Genomic DNA, 21528 nt, shown 5'->3' with positions numbered 1-21528 from the left:
GGCTACACAATTGCCCGCCTGTCGCAAATGCAATGCGAGTGGCCGATTTAGGCCATGGTGGGCATCTGGAATTCCGCGCCGTCCTTGATGCCGCTCGGCCAACGCGCCGTGACGGTCTTGGTCCGCGTCCAGAACTTGATCGAATCCATGCCATGCTGGTTGAGATCGCCGAAGGCGCTGGCCTTCCAGCCGCCAAAGCTGTGATAGGCGAGGGGTACCGGTACCGGCACATTGACGCCCACCATGCCCACATTGACCCGCGCCGCAAAATCCCGCGCAGCATCGCCATCGCGGGTAAAGATGGCCGTCCCATTGCCATAGGGATTGTCCATCACCAGTTGCAGGGCCTGCTCATAGGTATTGCTGCGCACCACGCTCAGCACCGGGCCAAAAATCTCTTCCTTGTAGATGTCCATGTCCGGCGTCACGCGATCGAACAGCGTCGGTCCGACGAAATAGCCATTCTCATAGCCCTGCAGGGAAAAGTCGCGCCCATCGAGCACCAGCTCGGCGCCCTGGTCCACCCCGCTCGAAATCAGGCTTCTTATGCGCTCCTGGCTCGCCTTGGTGATCACCGGCCCCATTTCCGAAGCCTTGTCGCTCGCCGGCCCCACCTTGAGCTTTTCGACGCGGGGCTTTAGCGCCGCAACGATCCGATCAGCCGTTTCCGCGCCCACCGGCACCGCCACCGAAATCGCCATGCAGCGCTCGCCGGCCGAACCATAGCCGGCGCCGATCAGCGCATCGGCCGCCTTTTCCATATCGGCATCAGGCATGATGACCATATGGTTCTTGGCCCCGCCAAAGGCCTGCACGCGCTTGCCCTGCGCGGCTGCCGTGCCGTAGACATAGCGGGCAATCGGGGTCGACCCGACAAAGCTGATCGCCTCGATTTTCTCATGGGCGAGAATGCCGTCAACGACCTCCTTGCCCCCGTGGACCACATTGAGAATGCCCTTGGGTAGCCCCGCCTCCACGGCCAATTGTGCCAGCCGCACCGGCACCGATGGATCGCGCTCCGACGGCTTCAGGATAAAGGCATTGCCCGCGGCGATGGCCGGCGACAGCATCCACAGCGGAATCATCGCCGGAAAGTTGAACGGGGTAATCCCCGCGCCAATACCCACCGGCTGGCGCATCGAATACATGTCGATCCCCGGCCCAGCGCCATCGGTGAACTCGCCCTTGAGCAGATGCGGCGCCCCGGCCACGAACTCGGCCACTTCCAGCCCGCGCAGAATATCGCCCTTGGCGTCGTCCACGGTCTTGCCGTGCTCACTCGAGAGCAGCGCGGCAAGCTCGTCCATGTGCTTGTTGATCAGGCCGACAAAGTTGAAAAACACCCGCGCCCGGCGCTGCGGATTGGTCGCTGCCCATTTCGGCTGCGCCGCTGCCGCCGAGGCCACCGCGGCCTCAAGGTCTGCAGCACTCGCCAGCGCCACTTGTGCCTGCACTTCGCCGGTCGCCGGGTTGAAAACATCCTGGAAACCTGCGGCTTTGCCCTCTGTTTCGACGCCGTCGATGAAATGACCAATCCTGCGCATGCATACCTCCTTGGTTGGCGGCAGCTTTCGCAATATGATCAACGCACATCAACGCCAGAAAAGTCGCATCCGTTGTGCAGAAAGTGTAGTCAATGAACTGGGACGACGTGCGCATCTTTCTCTCCGTCGTCCGCCACGGCCAGATTCTGGCCGCCTCAAAAGCCCTCGGCCTCAATCACGCGACAGTCGCCCGGCGCCTCACGGCCCTTGAGACCGACCTCGGTAGCATCCTCCTTCGCCGCCATACGCAGGGCGCCGAGCTGACCCCCTATGGCGAGAAATTCCTGGTCCATGCCGAGGCCATGGAGAGCGCGGGCCTCGCCGCGCGCGGCCTCACTGGCGCGGATAGCGCCGCCGAAGGCACGGTGCGTATCGGTGCCCCCGATGGTTTTGGCGTCGCCTTCCTCGCCCCCCGCCTCCACGAACTGTCCGAGCGCCATCCCAGTCTGCGCGTGGAACTCGTCCCCGTACCCCGCGCCTTCTCGCTCTCCCGCCGCGAGGCCGATATCGCCGTGACCATGGAACGCCCGAGGGAAGGGCGCCTGATTGCCCGAAAACTCACCGACTACGCCCTCGGCCTTTACGCGAGCGCCGCCTATCTGGAAAAGCACGGTCACCCCCAAACCCTCGACGACCTGAAACAGCACCGCCTTGTCGGCTATGTCGAAGACCTGCTCTTTTCCGCCTCGCTCGACTACACCGCCGAATTCCACAAGGAATGGCGCACCACCATTGCCGTCTCCTCGGCCATGGGCCAGACTGAAGCGGTGCGCTCCGGTGCCGGCATCGGCATCCTCCACACCTTCATGGCCCACCGTGCCCCCGACCTCGTAGCCGTCCTGCCGCAACACACCCTCAAGCGCTCCTATTGGACAGTCTGGCACGAAGACCTGCGCGGTTCCCGCCGTGTCGCCATCGTCTCGGAATTCCTGGCCGAACTCGTCGCCCGCGACCGAGCGATTTTCGCGCCCTGAACCAGCGCGCGCAGTCGGCGGCCAAAAGTGCCCAAGCTCGCCGTTGCCCACCACTCCTCTCGCCGCGTTCGCATGCCCTTGCGTGAAATAAATTTCACATAAAGAAAAATAGTGCAAAGCGCTTGACGGCGGCCGAAAGCCTCCGCTATCGATAGGGTGTTGGAACAAATATCAACGCATGGGAAAAATTGCTGACGGGAGGTCGGCGATGATCCTGAGGAGGAGATCGAATGCGTATGAACAAGAGCGCGCTGAGCGCGGCTTTGTTGGTCGGCGTGAGCCTTGGCGGGGCAGGGACGGGCTATGCCCAGGCTGGTTTCCAGTGTGAACCGGGCGAAACCTACGTCATGAACGTGATGGTTTCGGCCCACCCCTATTGGGTGCCGGTCTACCAGGGTTTTAAGCAGGCCGCCGAGGCCATGGGCTGCGAAACGGTGTTTTCCGGCACGCCCGATTATGACATCGCCAAGCAGATCGCTTCCTTCGAGCAGGACCTGATCAAGAAGCCGGCGGGCATTCTGCTGCATCCCATGCAGTCGGATCCGTTCATCGAGCCGATCAACCGTGCCATTGATGGCGGCGTCGAAGTTGCGACCTTTGCGGCTGACTCGCCCAATTCAAACCGCACCGCCTATGTCACCTCGGACAATGTCGCCGAAGCCAAGTTCGCCGCCGACGAAATCGTCAAGCAGGTGGGCGATGCCGGCCAATATGCCGTGCTCGAAAACCCCGGCCAGAGCAATCACGACCTGCGCGTGACCGCCCTCATTTCCTACATGGAAGAGAACTATCCGAACATGGAACTGGTCGGCCGCCAGGCCACCAACCAGGATAGCAACGCGGCCTACCGCGCCACCGCTTCCATCCTCCAGGCCAATCCCGAACTCGACGCCATGTGGATCCCCGAAGCGGGCTCCGCAGAAGGCGCCGTCGCCGCGGTTCTCGAAGCCAAGGCCGACGTGCTCATCATGCATGCCGACGTCACTCCGACGACGCTCGAACACATCAAGGCCGGCAACATTCACATGGCCCTCAATCCCAACCAGGGCATCCAGGGTTTCATGGGCTTCGTTGCCACCTTCATGGCGGCCCATTCGGACATGTTCGACCCGTTCAACGACTACAAGGTCTCCGGCTACAACCCCATGCAGATCCCCTTCGTCGACAACGGCTTCGCCGTGATCACCAAGGAAAACGCCGACTCCTTCGACCTCGGCGTCTACATGGAAGGCCGCGATCCCAACTGATCCCCCGACGAACTGCTTGCGCCGGACCATCTCGGTTCGGCGCGGGCACCAGGTGCAACGCGAGTGACGACCATGTCCGATGTCATTCTCCAGGTGAGCCATCTCAGCAAGGCCTTTGGTGCAATCCAGGCCCTGCGCGATGTGCAGTTCGAGCTGCGGCGCGGAGAAATCCATGCGCTGGCCGGCGAGAACGGCGCCGGCAAGTCGACACTGATGAACATCATCGATGGCATTCTGCAGCCTGATAGCGGTGAGATCAGCCTCGATGGCCGCCCTGTGCGCATATCCTCGCCCGCCGCGGCCCAGCGCCTCGGCATCGGCCTCGTGCATCAGGAAATCGCGCTCTGTCCTGACATTACCGTCGCCGAAAACATCTTTATGGCTGCGACCAATGCGAGCCGATCGCTTCTGGTCGACTATGCCGGGCTCCATCGCCGCGCCGCCGACATCCTGTCCGGTCTTGGCGACATCGACCCCTCGTCGCTCGTGCGCAGCCTGTCGATTTCCCAGCAGCAACTGGTGGAGATCGCCAAGGCACTGACGCTCGATTGCCGTGTGCTGATCCTCGACGAACCCACGGCGGCCCTGACCGAAAAGGAAGCCACAGTCCTCTCCGCCATCATGCATCGCTTGGCAGAGCAGGGCATCGCCATCATCTATATCTCCCACCGCATGGCCGAAATCTTTGGTCATTGCGACCGGGTCTCGGTGTTCCGCGACGGGCAATATGTGGTCACCCATAACGTAGCCGAAACAACGCCCACCGACATCGTCAATGCCATGGTCGGCCGCGTGGTCGACAACCGCTACCCCGCAAAATTCCAGGGTGACAGCACTGCCGCGCCCGCCATTCTCGAAGTCGAAAATCTGTCGAGCCCCGGCCTCTTTTCCGAAGTGAGTTTCACCCTCCGCCGCGGCGAAATTCTCGGTCTCGGCGGCCTGATCGGCGCCTGCCGCAGCGAAATCGTCAAAGGCATCTGCCGCATCGACGAAACCGCCACCGGCACAGTGCGCTTGCAAGGTGAGACGCTCACCGCAAAGCGCTACCAGCAGAGCATCAGGGAAGGGCTGGTCTATCTCTCTGAAGACCGCAAGGGCGATGGCCTTTTCCTCGATATGTCCATTGCCGCCAATGTCTCGGCCCTGCGCCTTGGCCTTGTCAGCAAGGGCGGCATCATCGATCAGCGCCGCGAAAACCTTCAGGCCAGCGATCTCGGCCGGCGCCTCAATCTCAAATGCGGCCATGTCGGCCAGCCGGTATCCGCCCTGTCCGGCGGCAATCAGCAGAAGGTGGCCATCGCCAAGATGCTCTCGGTCAATCCGAAAGTGATCTTCCTTGATGAGCCGACGCGCGGCGTCGATGTCGGCGCCAAGCTCGAAATTCACCGCATCCTGCGTGACCTCGCCAATGCCGGGGTCGGCATCGTGGTCATCTCGTCCGAACTGCCCGAATTGATCGGCGTCTGCGATCGCGTCCTCGTGGTGCGCGAAGGCCGCATCAATGGCGTGGTCTCGGGCGACGCCATGACCGAACAGAACATTATGTATCTGGCCTCAATAGACGCCGAACAGGCGCGGGCCGGGGGAGCAAGACCATGACCACTCAGATTGTCGAAGCACAGGCGGGCAAGGCGCCGGGCAGTACCGGGTCCGGCTGGAAACGCCTCGCCGGCATGCGCGAAATCGGACTGATCCTGATCATTCTGGCGCTTTTCGCCGCCATGTCGTTTGCCTCGCCCTATTTCCTGACCTGGGAAAACATGCGGGCCATGGCCATGGCCTTCGCGGTAGAGGGCATCGTGGTGGTCGGCATGACCATCCTGCTGATTTCCGGCGGCATTGACCTCTCTGTCGGCTCGGTCACAGCGTTGGCCATGGTCATTGCGGGCCTGCTGTTCCTCAACGGCGTCGACCCCTGGACTGCCTCGTTGATCGCCATTTTGGCCTGCACGGCTATCGGCGCGCTGATGGGCTTCTTCGTCACCAAGGTCGGTTTGCACCATTTCATCGTGTCGCTCGCCGCCATGGTGATCGCCCGTGGCGCTTGCCTGCTTGGCACCGGTGGACGCCCGCTCGGCCTCTTCACGCTACCACCCGAGTTCAAGTTCATCGGCCAGGGTTCGATCGGCGTCATTCCCGTCGTCATCGTGATCTTCGTGGTTGTTGTCCTTGCCTTCGACTTCATGCTGCGCCGCACCACCATGTTCCGGAAGGTTTTTTACACCGGCAGCAACGAGAAGGCGGCCGCCTATTCCGGCATCCGCACCAAGAAGGTGATCTTCCTCACAACGACGCTCTGCTCGGCCCTCTGCGGCTTTGCCGGGGTCATCTATATGGCCCGCTTCGGTTCGGCCCAGCCCACCTTCGGCGTCGGCATGGAACTCAATGTCATCGCCGCTGCGGTGATCGGCGGGGCGAGCCTCTCGGGTGGTTCGGGCACCATTTTCGGCGCCATCCTTGGAACGATCCTCCTTTCAGTAGTTTCGAGCTCGCTCGCCTTGCTCGACGTATCGGTCTACTGGCAGGACATTATTCGAGGATCGATCCTGCTGGCTGCCGTGACCATCGACCACTATCTCAGCAAGCGGCGCAGGTGATCCATGTTCAGGCGACTGGGTGACGAGATGACCGAAAACAGCGACTTCGAAGCAACGCGCCAGATCTACACCGTGCTCGTGATGCACTTCCTCGAGGGTCATAAGCAGTCCGACATTGCCGAGGCGCTGAACCTGTCGACCTCCAAGGTCAACCGGTTGATCGCCCAGGGGCGCAAGCAAGGCATGGTCCGGATCGAGATCGAGATCCCCGTTCCAGCGGCTCGTCGAAATCGAACGCCTGCTGGTCCAGGCTGCCGGCCTCGCCAATGCTGTGGTCACGCCCACGGTCTCGGGTAATCTCGATACGACGCTCAAGCAGGTCGGCCGTGCCGCCGCCAATCAATTGCTGGAATCGCTGCGCGATGGCGACGTCATCGCCATCACCGGCGGCAAGGCGGTCAGCGCCGTGGTCGACAATCTCGATCCCGAACGGACCTTCGATATCACCGTCGTGCCGCTCACCGGCGGCGTGCAGGGCAAATACTATACCGACGTCAACCACCTCGCCTCGCGCCTGGCTGAACGGCTGGGTGGCAGCACCCATCTCGTCCACGCCCCGCTCTTTGCCGAAAGCATCGAGCAGCGCGACATGCTGATGGAACTGGGCTCGGTCAAGGAAGCCTTCCACCTCGCCCGCAAGGCCGCCATTGCCCTCGTCGGCATCGGCTCCATCCAGACGCCGGGTTCGAGCTACTACGACCTTCATCCCGACTCCACCGCTGATCGTGAGCGCCTGACCAAGAGCGGCGTCGTCGCCGAATTCCTAGCCCATCTCATCGGCGAGAACGGCGAAGTCGCCGACTACGCCCTCAATTCACGCCTCGTGGCCCTGTCGCCTGCCGATCTCGCCGGATGCCCGAAAGTCATCGGCGTCGCGGCCGGCGCTGAAAAGGTGCTGCCGATCCGCGCGGCCCTCCGCGGTCACTATCTCAATTCGCTCGTGCTCGACGAAGAAACCGCGGCCGGCGTGCTCGACAAGATGGAAAGTAAGCAGAATGTCGCCTGATGCGAATGCCCGCCAGATCGGCGCCTCCGGCATAAGAGCTTCGGCCATCGGCCTCGGTACCTGGGCCATTGGCGGCTGGATGTGGGGCGGCACGGAAGAATCCGAATCCATCGCCGCCATCCAGGCCTCCATCGATGCCGGCATAACCCTGATCGACACCGCCCCCGCCTATGGCCAGGGTCTTGCCGAAGAGCTGGTCGGCCGCGCCATCAAGGGCCGCCGCGACAAGGTCGTGCTCGCCACCAAATGCGGCCTCGTCTGGCACACCACCAAGGGCCATCATTTCTTCGATTATGACGGCAAGCCCGTGCACCGCTATCTCGGCCGCGACGCCATTTTTTACGAGGTCGAGCAGAGCCTCCGCCGTCTCGGCACCGATCACATCGATCACTACATCACCCATTGGCAGGACCCGACGACCCCAATCGCCGAAACCATGGACGCCCTTGTCGAGCTCAAGCAGCAGGGCAAGATCGGCTCCATCGGTGCCAGCAACGTCTCGGAAGCCGACCTCAAGGCCTATATCGCCACAGACGCGCTCGATGCGATCCAGGAGGAATATTCCATGGCCCGCCGCGGCATCGAGAGTACGCTGCTCCCGCTCTGTCGCGAGAACAACGTTTCGGTCCTCAGCTATTCCTCGCTCTCGCGCGGTCTTCTCACCGGCAAGGTCGGTGCCGATCGCGAGTTTTCGGGCGACGACCAGCGCCGCACCGACCCGCATTTTTCCCTCGGCAATCGCGAGAAGGTCGGCCGGCTAATGGCCGATATCGCCCCTATCGCTGCGGCTCATGGCGCCACGCCGTCGCAAGTCGTCATCGCCTGGACCATAAGGCAGCCGGGCATCACCTTTGCCCTTTGCGGCGCGCGAAATGTCAGCCAGGCCCGCGAAAATGCCGGGGCCGCCGAAATTGACCTGAGCCCGGACGAAATCACCACCATCAGCGAGGCCGTCACTAGGCAACTCGTCCAGCTCGCCGCCTGATCGAACCCGCAGAACCGAACTTTTCAACGCTGTCGCAAGACAGCGAGGGGTACTCTATTGTCTCAACAACGACGCGACAGTTTCGAACAGATCGGTGCCGACGGCGCCTTCGACGTCATCGTCGTTGGTGGCGGTATCAACGGCATCGGCGTTTTTCGCGAGCTGGCCCTGCAGGGACTCCGTGTGCTCCTCGTCGAGCGCAACGACTTTGCATCCGGCTGCAGCGCCGCCCCTTCGCGCATGATCCATGGCGGCCTGCGCTATCTCGAAAACGGCGAATTTTCTCTCGTCCGCGAATCCCTCCGCGAGCGCGATGCCCTGCTCGCCAACGCTCCCCACATGGTGCGGCCATTGCCGACCACTGTGCCCATCACCTCGCTCTTTTCCGGCCTTCTCAACGGCGCGGCGAGTTTCCTCGGCTTTTCCGGCCGGCCGGCTCCGCGAGGCGCCGTGCCGATCAAGATCGGCCTCTGGCTCTATGATTGGACCACGCGCAACCGCCGCGTCCTGCCGCCGCATAGTTTCCGCACCGCTTCCGAAACATTCAAGACCTGGCCCAAGCTCACGCCGCGCCTCACCTATTCCGCCACCTATTATGACGCCTGGATCAGTTATCCAGAGCGCCTGGCCCTCGAACTCGTGCTCGACACCAAGCGCCTCGCGCCGGAAAGCCTCGCGCTCAATTATGCTGAACTAGTCCCCGAAAACGGCGGCTATGTCCTTCTCGACAAGCTGACCAACCGCCGCTTTCCCGTCTCCGCCCGCGCCATGGTCAACGCCACCGGCGCCTGGCTCGACAAGTCCCTCGTCGCTCTTGGCGCTGTCGATAAGAACCACGAAAACTTCGTCTCCGGCACTAAGGGCTCGCATATTGTCCTCGACAATCCCGCACTCTTCGAAGCGCTGGGCGGCCACATGATCTTCTTCGAGAACGACGATGGCCGCGTCTGCATCGTCTTTCCCTATCTCGGCCGCGTGCTTGCCGGTGCCACCGATATCCGCGTCGACAGCGCTGAGCGCGTCGCCTGCTCGGATGAAGAGCGCGACTACATCATCGGCGCTCTGCGCGGCGTTTTCCCTGCGCTGACCATCACCTCCGAGCAGGTCGTCTTCAGCTTCAGCGGTATACGCCCGCTGCCGCGCAGCGACCAGCAATTCACCGGCCGCATCTCGCGCGGCCACTTCGTGCACCGCATTGACGGCGACGTGCCGCAGTTCTGCATGGTCGGCGGCAAGTGGACCACGTTCCGTGCCTTCGCCGAACAGACCGCCGACGCGGTTCTGGAAGCCCTCGGCCAGCAGCGCCTCGCGGACACGCTGGCCCTTCCCATCGGCGGCGGCGAAAACTTCCCCAAGGACGCGAAAAATCTCGTCCAGCGCCTGACCTCGCGCCACGGCATCACCACAGATCGCGCAACCCGCCTCGTCGATCTCTACGGCTCCCGCGCCGAAGACGTCCTCGCCTTCTGCCGGGCCCGCACCGACGACGAACCTCTCGACCCCGGCACAACGTTGACCTCAGCCGAGATCGTCTTCCTAACCCGGTACGAACACGTCGCCGATCTCGCCGATCTTGTGCTCCGCCGCCTGCCACTCGCCATCACCGGCGCCATCTCGTCCGGCCGCATCGCCGCCATCGCCGCCGTCGCCGCCGCCGAACTCGGCTGGAGCGCCACCGAAGCCGCCGCGCAGATCGCCCGGCTCACCAACGAACTCGCAACCTATCACGGCGTCACCGCAGAAATGCTGGCGCTGCGGACCGACGAAAGGAACCAGCCATGCGCGTGAGCAGCAAGGCCCGAATGAACCGACTCTTCGCCAATGGCGGCTGCCTCGACGTCGCCATCGACCACGGCGTCTGCAACGAACCAAGCTTCCTATCCGGCCTCGAAGACATGGCCGGCGTCGTCGATGCCCTCGTTAATGCGAAGCCCGACGCCATCCAGATGGCCTATGGCCAGGCCGACCTGCTGCAGTCCCGCCCGGGCAAGGACAAGCCGGCCCTCGTCATGCGCATCGACATGGGCAATCCCTATAATGCCCAGCGCCACAAGGTCATGTGGTCCATGCTGCAGAACCACGACGAGCCCATCATCGGCGCGCTGGAAATGGATGCCGCCTGCGTGGTGGTCAATCTTTTCATGCTGCCCGACGAGCCCGAGCTTTTCCGCCAATGCGTCGCCAATATCAGTCGCGTGCGGGCCGATTGCCTCAAATACGGCATGCCGCTGATGATCGAGCCGCTGGTCATGCTCCCCAATGACATCAGGGGCGGCTATCAGGTCGATGGCGATGCCGAAAAGATCGTCACGCTGGTGCGTCTCGCCGCCGAAATGGGCGCCGATATCATCAAGGCCGACCCCACCGACAATCCCGACGACTTTCATCGCGTAGTCGAAGCCGCCCGCGTGCCGGTTCTGGTGCGCGGCGGAGGCAAAGAAGACCTCAAGGCCGTGCTCGTCAAATCAGCCCGCTTGATGGGGCAGGGCGCCAAGGGCATGGTCTATGGGCGCAATATCTATCAGCATGCCAATCCGCGCGCGGTCGTATCCGCCCTGATGGCGATCATTCATCAGGGCGCCAGCGGCGAGCAAGCCTGGGACGTGTACAATGGCTAATCCGCAACGCTACCTCCTCGGCCTCGACGCCGGAAATACCGTCATCAAGGCGGTGCTCTTCGATCTCGCCGGCCGCCAGATCGCCGCCCATGGGCTCGACGGCGCTACCCACAAGCCCGCCGCTGGCATGGTCGAACGCTCCGTCGGCGAACTCTGGGCCAATGCCCAGATCGCCATCGCCCGTTGCATCGAAACCGCTGGGATCGACCCCACCGAGATCGTCGCCATCGGCACGGCCGGCCATGGCAATGGCCTCTATCTCCTCGACCGCGCCAACCAGCCGCTTCTGGGCATCCAGTCCCTCGATAGCCGCGCCGCCGCGCTTGCCGCAGCCACAGACGAGGCCGTCGGCGCCGCGCTCCACGCCATTTGCCTGCAGCGCCCCTGGCCCTCGCAAACCCCGATGCTTCTCGCCTGGCTCAAGCAGAACCGCCCCGAAATCTACGCTCAGGCCGGTACCTTGCTCTATGCCAAGGATGTTCTGACGTGGCACCTGACTGGCACCCTCGCCACCGACATTTCCGACATGTCCGGCGCCGGTCTCCTGCGTCTGCCCGAGGCCGAATATGACGACGAACTTCTCCGTCTCTACGGCCTCGAAGACGCCCGCCATCTGCTCCCCGCGCTGCACCAGCCCAGCGCCATCGTCGGCGCGGTGACTGCTGAAGCCGCCGCCGCGACCGGCCTCGCCGCCGGAACGCCTGTTGTCGCCGGTCTCTTCGACGTCGTCGCCTCCGCCATGGGCTCGGGCGCCGCTCTTCCTGGCTCCGCCTCGGTCGTCGCCGGCAGCTGGTCAATCAACCAGGTCTTTTCCGAAACCCCGGTGCAAGACGACCGCGTCTTCATGGTCGCCGCATATGGTACCTCGCGCTACGCCAATATGGAAAACAGCGCCACTTCGGCCGCCAATCTCGAATGGTATGTCCGCACCCTCATCGAGCGCGGCCACCATCACGACGACCCCTTTGGCGTCGTCAACGCGCTCGTCGGCGAGACGACGCCTTCGCCCGATGACCCGCTGTTCCAGCCCTTCATCTATGGCGGCCGGCTTGGCGCGCACTATCGCGGCGGCTTTTTCGGCCTTGCCGGTTGGCATGGCGAGGGCCATATGCTGCGCGCGCTTTTCGAGGGGGTCATGTTCGAACACCGCCGCCATATCGGTGTCCTCGCCGATGCCGGGGTCGGCCTGTCGCAGGCCGTGCTCTCGGGCGGCGGCGCGCGCTCGCCCCATTGGCCGCAAATGTTCGCCGATGGCCTCGGCGTTCCTGTCACTGTGGCCGAAGCCCGCGAAACCGGCGCCCTCGGCGCCGCCATGGTGGCCGCCATCGGCGTCGGCATCTATCCCGACGAAATCGCCGCCGCCGCCGAAATGACCCGGCCGGTAAAAACCTATCAGCCGCAGCCCCAAATGCGCCGCCACTACAACAGGCGCTACGAGGCGTGGACTGCGCTCAATGCAGCCAGCCAGATTGCCTGGCGCGCCCTCGCGGCTGCGGAGCCCCCGCATGCAGATTGACGGCCAATATGACTACATCATCGTCGGCGCGGGCACGGCGGGCTGCGTGCTCGCCAACCGCCTGACGGAAGATCCGCGCAACCGCGTGCTCCTTCTGGAAGCCGGCGGCAGCGACAACTACCACTGGGTCAATATCCCCGTGGGCTACCTCTATTGCATCGGCAATCCCCGCACGGACTGGATGATGAAAACCGCCTCCGAGCCCGGCCTCAATGGCCGCTCGCTGGTCTATCCCCGCGGCAAGGTTTTAGGCGGCTGCACCTCGGTCAATGGCATGATCTACATGCGTGGCCAGGCGGCCGACTATGACCGCTGGCGCCAGGCCGGCAATGTCGGCTGGGGCTGGGACGATGTCTTGCCCTATTTCCGCAAGTCCGAAGACCATCACGGCGGCGAAAGCGACCTCCATGGCTCCGGCGGCGAATGGAAAGTGTCGCGCCAGCGCCTCCGCTGGGACATTCTCGAAGCCGTGCAAAAGGGGGCCGAGGAATTCGGCATCCTGCCGCGCGCCGATTTCAACGACGGCAACAATGAAGGCTCCGGCCTCTTCGAGGTCAACCAGGTGGGCGGCCGCCGCTGGAACACTGCGCGCGGCTTTCTGCGCCCGGCCTTGAAGCGCCCCAATCTCCGCCTCATCACCAAGGCCGAAACTCAATCGCTGATCCTCGAAGGCCGCCGCATCGTTGGCGTCCGGTTCCGCCACGGCGGGCAGATCCGCGAGGCAAGGGCAGGGCGCGAAGTCCTCCTCGCCGCCGGCGCCATCAATTCCCCAAAGCTCCTTGAGCTTTCCGGCATCGGCCGCCCGGACATCCTGCAGGCCCACGGCATTCCTGTGCAACACGCCATGAACGGCGTCGGCGAAAACCTGCAAGACCATCTGCAGATCCGCACCGTCTATCGCGTCACCGGCGCCCGCACGCTCAATACGCTCTTCCATAGCCCCCTGGGCAAAGCGCAGATCGGCCTCCAATACGCCCTGATGCGCAGCGGTCCCATGTCTATGGCACCGAGCCAGTTCGGCATGTTCACCAAGTCCGACGCGTCGCTCGAAACGCCCGATCTCGAATATCACGTCCAACCGCTCTCAACGAACCGCCTGGGCGAACCGCTGCATGACTTTCCAGCCATCACGGTCTCGGTCTGCAACCTGCGTCCGCACAGCACTGGCAGCGTGCACATCACGAGCACGGACCCACAGATTCAGCCAGACATCCGCCCGAACTATCTCTCGGCCGATCACGACCGCCAGGTCGCCGTTCGCTCGGTGCAACAGGCCCGCCGCATCATGACCGCCAAGGCGCTCCAGCGTTATCGCCCGGAGGAAATCCTGCCCGGACCAAAGGTCGACAGCGAAGCCGACTTGCTCCACAGCATCGGCGACATTGCCACCACCATCTTCCACCCCGTCGGCACCTGCCGCATGGGCGTCGACGCCGAAGCCGTGGTCACCCCCGACCTGCGCCTCAATGGCTGCGAGGGCCTACGCATCATCGACGCCTCCATCATGCCCCACATCGTCTCCGGCAATACCGCCAGCCCCGTCATCATGATCGCCGAGAAAGCTGCGGACTTGTTGAGAGCCGGTCGGTAGGTCCCGCCGCAGCGGCCTATAGCTGATCGTTGTCCTTGCCCTTGGTCTCCCCAACCATGCGGGCCAATTCTGCAAAAGACGCCGTGCCGGCCCCGTCGCCCATATTATTGGCCAGCCGCAACAGCCGAATGGGGAAGGCGATAGCGTCGCGATTGGCCGGCGAGAGATCTTCAACCACGCGGTCATCGCCGAGAACACCCTGTTCTGACCGGGCGAGGGACTTGTCGATCTCCTCGACGCTGGCGATCCCCTTGGCGACCAGCAGCCGGTTCAATCCGGCAATGGCCATGAGCAGGCCCTCGATTTGAAGGTTGGCAGTATTCATGACGGTCCTCCTATTTGCCGGGAAGAACGAGTGACGATCGATACCGTTGCCGTGCGAGACCGGACGACCTCACCAGCTAGGACCTGCTACTCGGCACACAGGCCGCGATTGTGATGGGGCGACGCCCGCGGAGTGCTTGCGAACAAAAGGAGAATGACTTCCCTTAGGAGCCAAATACCGGGGAACGATTCGTGCCTGCCGACACAACCTATCTCGATGCGCTCAACACCAATCAGCGTGCGGCCGTCGTGCACGGTGTCGGTGAACCGACACCAAAGCCGCTTCTCGTCATCGCCGGTGCCGGTTCGGGCAAAACCAATACGCTTGCCCATCGCGTTGCCCATCTCATCGCCAATGGCGCCGATCCCCTGCGCATACTGCTCCTGACCTTCTCGCGCCGCGCCGCCAGCGAAATGGCGCGACGGGTCGAGAGGATTGCCGGCAAAATTCTCGGTATCAGTTCTGGGGCAGTGTCCGATGCGCTGACCTGGTCCGGCACCTTCCACGGTATCGGCGCGAGGCTCTTGCGCGAGCATGCCCACCAGATCGGTCTCGACCCTGCTTTCACGATCCATGACCGCGAAGACTCGGCTGACCTGATGAATCTGGTTCGCCACGAGCTGAAATTCAGTGAAGCGGCAACGCGCTTTCCCACCAAGGGCACCTGCCTTGCGATCTATTCACGCGTGGTCAACGCGCAGGCCGATCTCGACGAGGTGCTGAAGACGGTATTTCCATGGTGCGCCATGTGGTCGAAGGAATTGCGCACTTTGTTCGGCGCCTATGTCGAGGCCAAGCAGCAGCAGAATGTGCTCGATTACGACGACCTGCTGCTCTATTGGGCCGGCATGATGGCCGAGCCCGCGATCGCCCGGCAGGTGTCAGATCTGTTTGACCATATCCTCGTTGACGAGTATCAGGACACCAATCGGCTGCAGGCAGCGATCCTGCTTGCCATGCGGCCGGATGGGCGAGGGATGACGGTTGTGGGCGATGATGCCCAGTCGATCTATTCCTTCCGCGCCGCTACCGTGCGCAATATCCTCGACTTTCCGGGCGCCTTCACGCCGGCCGCCGATATTGTCACGCTTGATCGAAACTATCGCTCCACCCAGCCGATCCTTGCCGCTGCCAATGCCGTGATCGAACAGGCTTCGGAACGCTTCACCAAGAACCTGTGGTCCGAACGGGTTTCCGATGCAAAGCCACTCCTCGTCACCGTCAAGGATGAGGCCGACCAGGTCGGCTATGTAGCCAAGTCCATTCTTGAGGCGCGGGAAGCCGGCACGCCGCTGAAACAGCAGGCTGTGCTGTTCCGCACATCGAGCCATTCGGGGCCGCTTGAGATCGAGCTGACGCGCAGGAACATTCCATTCGTGAAGTTCGGGGGCCTGAAATTCCTGGATGCAGCGCATATCAAGGATCTGCTGGCCATTCTGCGCTGGGTGGAAAATCCGCGCGATCGCGTCGCGGGGTTTCGTGTGCTGCAACTGATGCCGGGTGTCGGGCCGGGCACGGCGGGTCGCGCTCTCGACTCTTTAGGCGCCAGCGCCGACCCGGTCTGGGCCTTTTCCGAAATTCCAGTTCCAGCCAAGTCCGGATCACATTGGACCGACCTTGTCACGCTGGTTGGCCGCCTCTCGGCCAGGGAAACCACCTGGCCGCTCGAGCTTGCCTATGTCAGGCAATGGTACGAACCTCTGCTTGAAATGGCTCATGAGGACGCAGCAGTTCGCGTTGCCGATATCGTCCAGCTCGAACAGATCGCCGCCGGCTATGCCAGCCGAGAGCGGTTCCTTACGGAACTGACACTCGATCCCCCGGATGCCACCAGTGATCAGCCGGGCGTACCTCTTCGCGACGAAGACTATCTCATTTTATCCACCATCCATTCGGCCAAGGGGCAGGAATGGAAGTCCGTGCATGTCCTCAACGTCGTGGACGGTTGCATACCCTCCGACCTGGGCACGGGCTCCACCCACGAACTCGAAGAGGAGCGGCGTCTCCTCTATGTAGCGATGACCCGCGCCAAGGACGAGCTGCATCTGATGGTGCCGCAGCGCTTCTATGTCACCCAGCAGACCAGAAGCGGTGATCGCCACCTCTATGCGCAGCGCACGCGATTCATTCCGAGGTCGATGACGGCATTTTTTGAAGACATTCTCTGGCCACCGGTAACACCGATCCGTGACGATATTCGCCCGGCCCAGCCGGCCGTGGTCGATATCGCCGCCAAGATGAGAGGCATGTGGTAGCTAGCCCCACTACGATGGCTCGCGCACAACGTCCGTCGCAAATATTGGCTGGCCAGCACACCCGGGCAGCCGAGACGCAGTTCGCGTCAAAATAGTGGCGCTATTTCAATATGTTGCCTTCGCCAGCGGAATCTCGATGCCAAGCGCTTGAATCACTATTTGAGGCATTTGACTCAAAGGACAAGGTTGCGCTTTCGCAACATCACGCGCCCCGCGACGCCGCCACGGGGCTCATGGCGGAAATGTGAATAGTCAAATCACGTTGGCTCTGTACTCTTCACGATATTCACTCGCCGAAATTGCGTCACCGGCTTGCACCTTACGGAGATACAAGCGTGCCCTTGCGTTGGCAGGAAGTGGCTTTGCCGCTTTTCGTGATTACCCTTCTCATTGCCCTCAAATATTTGCCCATGACGGCCCATCTGCCGCTCTCTCGCGCCGCCGGCGTGGTGGCCTTTGGCTATGCGGCATTCCTCGCCCTGCGCCTCGTCCAGCCTGAAGAGGGCATCACGGTCGAAGGCGGCTGGTCCGAGCTGCGCCCGTCGCTCGTCGAATATTTCGCCTGCTACGGCTCGGCCGCCCTGGCCGCCGTGCTGCTCTTTGCCGTGATCTTCATGGGCGAAGCGGCGGACACCACCCAGCTCGTCGCCACCTATCTCGCCGTGCTTCTCCTCGCTGCCGGCTCCATCGGCATCGGCATGGCCGGGCTTTTCACCAATACCCGCTGGGACAACCGCCAGGTGACCCAGCGTACCGCTCGTGGCACTGAGACGACCCTCGATTGGGCCGATGTCCGCTCCGTCAATCCCAACTGGCGCGGCATCACCATCACCGGCACATCGGGTCGCATCACCTTCTCCCAGTTCCACGGTGGCGCCTCCCAGCTCGCCAAGCACGCCGCCACACGCGCCATGCGCAATGCCGAAACGGCCACCAAGGCCTTCGCAACGCTGTAACGAAAAGGGGCGCATCAGCGCCCCTTATTCCACTCATAAGCACAATGCGATTGTCGCGGGCGGCGGGCTCCTTTAATTTCCGCTCATGAACGCCCCCACGCCCCGCCACACCATCCGCTCCGTCTGCCCGCACGACTGCCCATCGGTCTGTGCGCTCGATGTGGACATTCTCCCCGATGGCAAGGTGGGCCGCGTCCGCGGCGCCAAGGACGATCCCTATACGGCCGGCGTCATCTGCGAAAAGGTCGCCCGCTACGCCGAGCGCATCCACCATCCCGAGCGCCTGACCCATCCCATGCGCCGTGTCGGCCCCAAGGGGGCAGGGCAGTGGCAGCGCATTTCCTGGGACGAAGCCCTCGACGAAATCGCCACCCGCTTCCTTGCCATTGAGGAACAGCACGGCCCGGAAGCCATCTGGCCCTATTTCTATGCCGGCACCATGGGCCACGTCCATCGCGACGGCATCGAGCGCCTACGCGCCGTCCGTGGCTATTCCCACCAATACGACACCATCTGCACCGGCCTAGCCTGGCCGGGCTACATCGCCGGCACCGGCCTCTTGGGCGGCGTCAACCCCGAACAGATGGCCGAGAGCGATTGCGTCGTCATCTGGGGCACCAATGCGGTGCACACCCAGGTCAACGTCATGACCCACGCCATGAAGGCCCGCAAAACCCGCGGCGCGAAAATCGTGGTCGTCGACATCTACCGTACGGCCACCATGGACCAGGCCGACATGGGCCTCGTCCTCCGTCCCGGCACCGATGGCGCCCTGGCGACAGCGACCATGCACGTTCTCCTGCGCGATGGCCTCGCCGACCGCGCCTACATGGAAAAATACACGGACTTCTCGCCCGATTTCGAAGCGCATTTGCAGACGCGCACGCCCGAATGGGCGTCCGAAATCACCGGCCTATCCGTTGCCGAAATCGAAGCCTTCGCCCACCTCGTCGGCAAAACGCCAAAAACCTTCTTCCGCCTCGGCTACGGCTTCTCCCGCCAGACCAATGGCGCCACGGCCATGCACGCGGCGCTTTCCATCCCCGCCATGACGGGTGCCTGGCAGCATCGCGGCGGCGGCGCCTTCCATTCCAATTCCGGCACCTGGGGCCTCGACAAGTCGCGCCTCGAAGGCACGCACCTGCAAAAGGGCACGCCGCGCCTCCTCGACATGTCCGAAGTCGGCCCGATCCTCACCGGCAATGCCGCCGCCCTGCAAAACGGCGCCCCGGTCCACGCCATGATCGTGCAAAACACCAATCCCGCCTGCGTCGCCCCCGACCAGACACTGGTGCGCCAGGGTTTCCTCCGCGACGATCTCTTCCTCGTCGTCCACGAGCAGTTCATGACCGAAACGGCCGAACTGGCGGACATCGTCCTGCCCGCCACCATGTTCCTCGAACACAACGATTATTACACCCGTGGCGGCCACACTCGCATTCTCTTCGGCCCCGCCGTCGTCGAAGCGCCCGGCGAAGCCCGCTCCAATCACGAAGTCATCAACGCCCTGGCCCAGCGCCTCGGCAGCGACGACCCCACTTTCGCCACCACCGACCGCGAAGTCGTCGCCGAAACCTTTGCACGCTCGGGCCTCCCCACCATCGAAGAAGTCCAAAAAACCGGCTTCATCGACAAGGAGCGCCCCGACGACGTCGCCCGCTTCGCCAAGGGCTTCGGCTGGCCCGACGGCCGCTTCCGCTTCGAGCCTGATTGGGACGCGGTGGCCAGGAAAAAGGGCTATCGCTGGGTTTGCGACCCTTCGATCATGCCGCGCTTCGCCGACCATTGGGACGTCACCGAAAAGACCGATGCCGAGCACCCCTTCAAGCTCGCCACCAGTCCCGCCCGCGCGTTCCTGAACTCCTCGTTCAACCAGACCCCCGGCAGCCTGAAGCGCGAAGGCGAACCCTCCGTCTTCATTCATCCCGCGGATGCATCAGCGCAGCAAATCGCCGATGGCGAGCCTGTCACGGTCGGCAACCATCGCGGCGCAGTGCAGCTTACAGCGCGCCTCTTCGATGGCCTCCCAACCGGCACGCTCATCGCCGAGGGCCTCCATCGCAACAAGGCCCATCGCGGCGGTCAGGGCATCAACATGCTCACCACGGCCCAACCCGCGCCGCCCTTCGGTGGCGCCCCCTTCCACGACGCAGCCGTCTGGATCCGAAAATCCAACTGATGCGCCTCCGCCTCGCGCCCGAATGGGAATGCTGGCCCCTTTGGGACGAAACGGGCGACAATCTCGATCCCAGCGACCTCGACATGCCACCGGCCTTGCTGGCCCGCCTCGTCGCCTGGGACGACGTGTTTCAGGCCACGTTCAATCGCGAAGACCCTCTGGCGAGCGTGTTGCCGGGTGAAGAGTGGAGAGCCGAGGGCAGGGCGCTGGCAGAGGCGTTGAAGGTTTCGGGCTTTGAAGTTCTCGTACTCATTTAGGGTCGCTGTCCCCCTCATCCTCACCGAATTCGCATTTGCGAATTCGGTGAGCTTCGCGCCACCTTCTCCCCGAGAGGGAGAAGAACAGGTCGGCGTCCGTGACTCTGTCGGTGGTCACCTCTTATTCCTCTCCCTCTCGGGGAGAGGTGGCTCCGCGAAGCGGAGTCGGTGAGGGGGGGCTTCGGTCCGCACAACCTCCCACTGCCGTCGTCATTGCCGGGCTTGTCCCGGCAATCCATCTCGCCCCCTCAATCACCACGTCATTCCCGCGAAAGCGGGAATCTCCCACCCGGAAACAGAGATCCCCGCTTTCGCGGGGATGACGCTGTGGCAGGTGGAGGCAGCAAATCTATCCAACTTATCCCCGCCCGCGAAATTTCCCCCATAATCTCCCCCACAACTCCGCACGGACGGTCTGCAGACGACAGTAGCGGGGAGGGCCAACCGTGGTGGATCGTCTCCATCCGCGCGTTCGGGTCCGGCGTCCCCTGCGACGAGCGATCAAAGGGCGCGATTCCGGGCTGTCCGAAAAATTGGCACCTCGGAGCGGCGACGCTTCTTATTTCACTATCCACGAAGCGCCAGCCGCTCCGAGGTTCCGTCCATCCATTATCCCCGGAGGCGAAGATCGCCGTCCGGCGCTCAGCCCTGGGCGCCGTAAGCCGTCCAGAAGAAATAGAGCGTCATAGCGATCCCATAGACGATCACGCCGATCCTGATCCACTGCGTTGGGATATACCGCGCCAACCGCGCCGCGACATAGCCGCCGGTTGTCACCCCCACCAGCGCAATCGAGCCATGGTACCAGTCAATCGTGCCGTTGAGGACAAACCGCGCCACGGCCACGAGCGCGATGGTCGAGGAGATGAACAGTTTCAACCCGTTCATCGCATGCATGTCGCTCATCCCCGCCATGGCAAGGAACGCCAGCAGCAGAATGCCGAGCCCGGCATTGAAGAACCCGCCATAGACCGATACCGCCGCCAGCAGCGAAAGGATAAGCACTGTTCCCAGCAGCTTCATTCCGCTGCGCCCGCCACCCCGCGCCCGCAACGTCGCATTGATCCGATTGCCGAAAATGAAGGACAGCACCGCAAAGGCCATCAGCCAGGGCACGACTTTGGAAAACTGCTCGTCCGAAACCACCAGCAGCAGCTCCGCCCCGATATAGCCGAACACGGCCGCGATCAGCCCATAGACGACCAGCCGATCCTTGTATGGCGCGACCGATTTCCAATAGCCCGCCGCGCCGCTGACATAGCCGGGCAGGGCCGCATAGGTATTCGACGCATTGGCAAGCACAGGCGGCACGCCGGCAAAGAGCAGAGCCGGGAACACGATGAACGAGCCGCCACCGGCCAGAGAATTGACGGCGCCGCCAAGAAGGCCGGCAAGAAGCAGCAGAATTTCGGTCATCGGAAGGTCACCCAAGGCAGACACATGTTCCTAGACCGCCCGGCGCTGGCAGCCCAACACAA

The 21528-nt window shown here is 63.1% G+C and carries 16 protein-coding genes and 1 pseudogene; 14 read left to right on the top strand and 3 right to left on the bottom strand.

Features of this window, described 5'->3' with window-relative positions; genetic code table 11:
- Positions 1 to 47 precede the first annotated feature (47 nt).
- Positions 48 to 1544: a CoA-acylating methylmalonate-semialdehyde dehydrogenase gene (locus NVV77_RS02705; protein ID WP_295410474.1), complete on the bottom strand. Its 1497-nt coding sequence runs from the start codon at positions 1542 to 1544 to the stop codon at positions 48 to 50.
- Positions 1545 to 1636: 92 nt separating this feature from the next.
- On the opposite strand from NVV77_RS02705, the gene NVV77_RS02700 reads away from it, so the two are divergent.
- From NVV77_RS02700 to NVV77_RS02655, 10 genes and pseudogenes are all read left to right on the top strand, one after another.
- A complete protein-coding gene (locus tag NVV77_RS02700) occupies positions 1637 to 2518 on the top strand; it encodes a LysR family transcriptional regulator (protein WP_295410472.1) in 882 nt (293 codons plus the stop codon).
- A 230-nt stretch (positions 2519 to 2748) separates the two neighbouring features.
- A complete protein-coding gene (locus NVV77_RS02695) occupies positions 2749 to 3765 on the top strand; it encodes a substrate-binding domain-containing protein (RefSeq protein WP_295410469.1) in 1017 nt (338 codons plus the stop codon).
- Between the two features lie 72 nt (positions 3766 to 3837).
- Entirely contained in the window at positions 3838 to 5364 is a 1527-nt protein-coding gene (locus tag NVV77_RS02690) for a sugar ABC transporter ATP-binding protein (protein ID WP_295410467.1), read from the top strand.
- A 74-nt stretch (positions 5365 to 5438) separates the two neighbouring features.
- Positions 5439 to 6362: an ABC transporter permease gene (locus NVV77_RS02685; RefSeq protein WP_295410600.1), complete on the top strand. Its 924-nt coding sequence runs from the start codon at positions 5439 to 5441 to the stop codon at positions 6360 to 6362.
- Positions 6363 to 6389: 27 nt separating this feature from the next.
- Positions 6390 to 7368: pseudogene (locus tag NVV77_RS02680) on the top strand (sugar-binding transcriptional regulator).
- Positions 7358 to 8353, top strand: a complete 996-nt coding sequence (locus tag NVV77_RS02675; RefSeq protein WP_295410465.1) for an aldo/keto reductase — start codon at positions 7358 to 7360, stop codon at positions 8351 to 8353. Before NVV77_RS02680 ends, NVV77_RS02675 begins: the two are co-directional and overlap by 11 nt.
- A 57-nt stretch (positions 8354 to 8410) precedes the next feature.
- On the top strand, positions 8411 to 10141 hold the full coding sequence (locus tag NVV77_RS02670) for a glycerol-3-phosphate dehydrogenase/oxidase (RefSeq protein WP_295410463.1): 1731 nt from the start codon (positions 8411 to 8413) through the stop codon (positions 10139 to 10141).
- Positions 10132 to 10971, top strand: coding sequence for an aldolase (locus NVV77_RS02665; RefSeq protein ID WP_295410461.1), 840 nt, complete (start codon positions 10132 to 10134; stop codon positions 10969 to 10971). Before NVV77_RS02670 ends, NVV77_RS02665 begins: the two co-directional genes overlap by 10 nt.
- A complete protein-coding gene (locus NVV77_RS02660) occupies positions 10964 to 12487 on the top strand; it encodes an FGGY-family carbohydrate kinase (protein WP_295410458.1) in 1524 nt (507 codons plus the stop codon). The genes NVV77_RS02665 and NVV77_RS02660 overlap by 8 nt, the downstream gene beginning before the upstream one ends.
- Positions 12477 to 14078 (top strand): GMC family oxidoreductase, encoded by a 1602-nt coding sequence (locus NVV77_RS02655; protein WP_295410456.1) that lies wholly within the window; start codon positions 12477 to 12479, stop codon positions 14076 to 14078. Before NVV77_RS02660 ends, NVV77_RS02655 begins: the two co-directional genes overlap by 11 nt.
- A 16-nt stretch (positions 14079 to 14094) precedes the next feature.
- On the opposite strand, the gene NVV77_RS02650 is transcribed toward NVV77_RS02655, so the two are convergent.
- Positions 14095 to 14403 (bottom strand): hypothetical protein, encoded by a 309-nt coding sequence (locus NVV77_RS02650; RefSeq protein ID WP_295410455.1) that lies wholly within the window; start codon positions 14401 to 14403, stop codon positions 14095 to 14097.
- A gap of 191 nt (positions 14404 to 14594) precedes the next feature.
- Here NVV77_RS02650 and NVV77_RS02645 point away from each other — a divergent pair, with 191 nt between their 5' ends.
- The 4 genes from NVV77_RS02645 to NVV77_RS02630 all read left to right on the top strand — a co-directional run bounded on the left by NVV77_RS02645 (position 14595) and on the right by NVV77_RS02630 (position 20050).
- Positions 14595 to 16658 carry an ATP-dependent helicase gene (locus NVV77_RS02645; RefSeq protein WP_295410453.1) on the top strand — a complete coding sequence of 688 codons (2064 nt, stop codon included), beginning with the start codon at positions 14595 to 14597 and terminating at the stop codon, positions 16656 to 16658.
- 335 nt (positions 16659 to 16993) lie between these two features.
- Positions 16994 to 17614, top strand: coding sequence for a hypothetical protein (locus NVV77_RS02640; protein ID WP_295410452.1), 621 nt, complete (start codon positions 16994 to 16996; stop codon positions 17612 to 17614).
- Positions 17615 to 17699: 85 nt separating this feature from the next.
- The gene (locus NVV77_RS02635) at positions 17700 to 19793 is read left to right on the top strand and encodes a molybdopterin-dependent oxidoreductase (protein WP_295410450.1); all 2094 of its coding nucleotides are present in this window, start codon (positions 17700 to 17702) and stop codon (positions 19791 to 19793) included.
- Entirely contained in the window at positions 19793 to 20050 is a 258-nt protein-coding gene (locus NVV77_RS02630) for a hypothetical protein (RefSeq protein ID WP_295410448.1), read from the top strand. The genes NVV77_RS02635 and NVV77_RS02630 overlap by 1 nt, the downstream gene beginning before the upstream one ends.
- Before the next feature lie 642 nt (positions 20051 to 20692).
- Here the strand turns inward: NVV77_RS02630 and NVV77_RS02625 are convergent.
- Positions 20693 to 21466 carry a sulfite exporter TauE/SafE family protein gene (locus NVV77_RS02625; RefSeq protein WP_295410446.1) on the bottom strand — a complete coding sequence of 258 codons (774 nt, stop codon included), beginning with the start codon at positions 21464 to 21466 and terminating at the stop codon, positions 20693 to 20695.
- Positions 21467 to 21528 lie beyond the last annotated feature (62 nt).

The sequence above is a fragment of the Devosia sp. genome (genome assembly GCF_024707125.1).
GTDB lineage: Bacteria > Pseudomonadota > Alphaproteobacteria > Rhizobiales > Devosiaceae > Devosia.
This window is presented reverse-complemented; position numbering and strand designations above follow the sequence as displayed.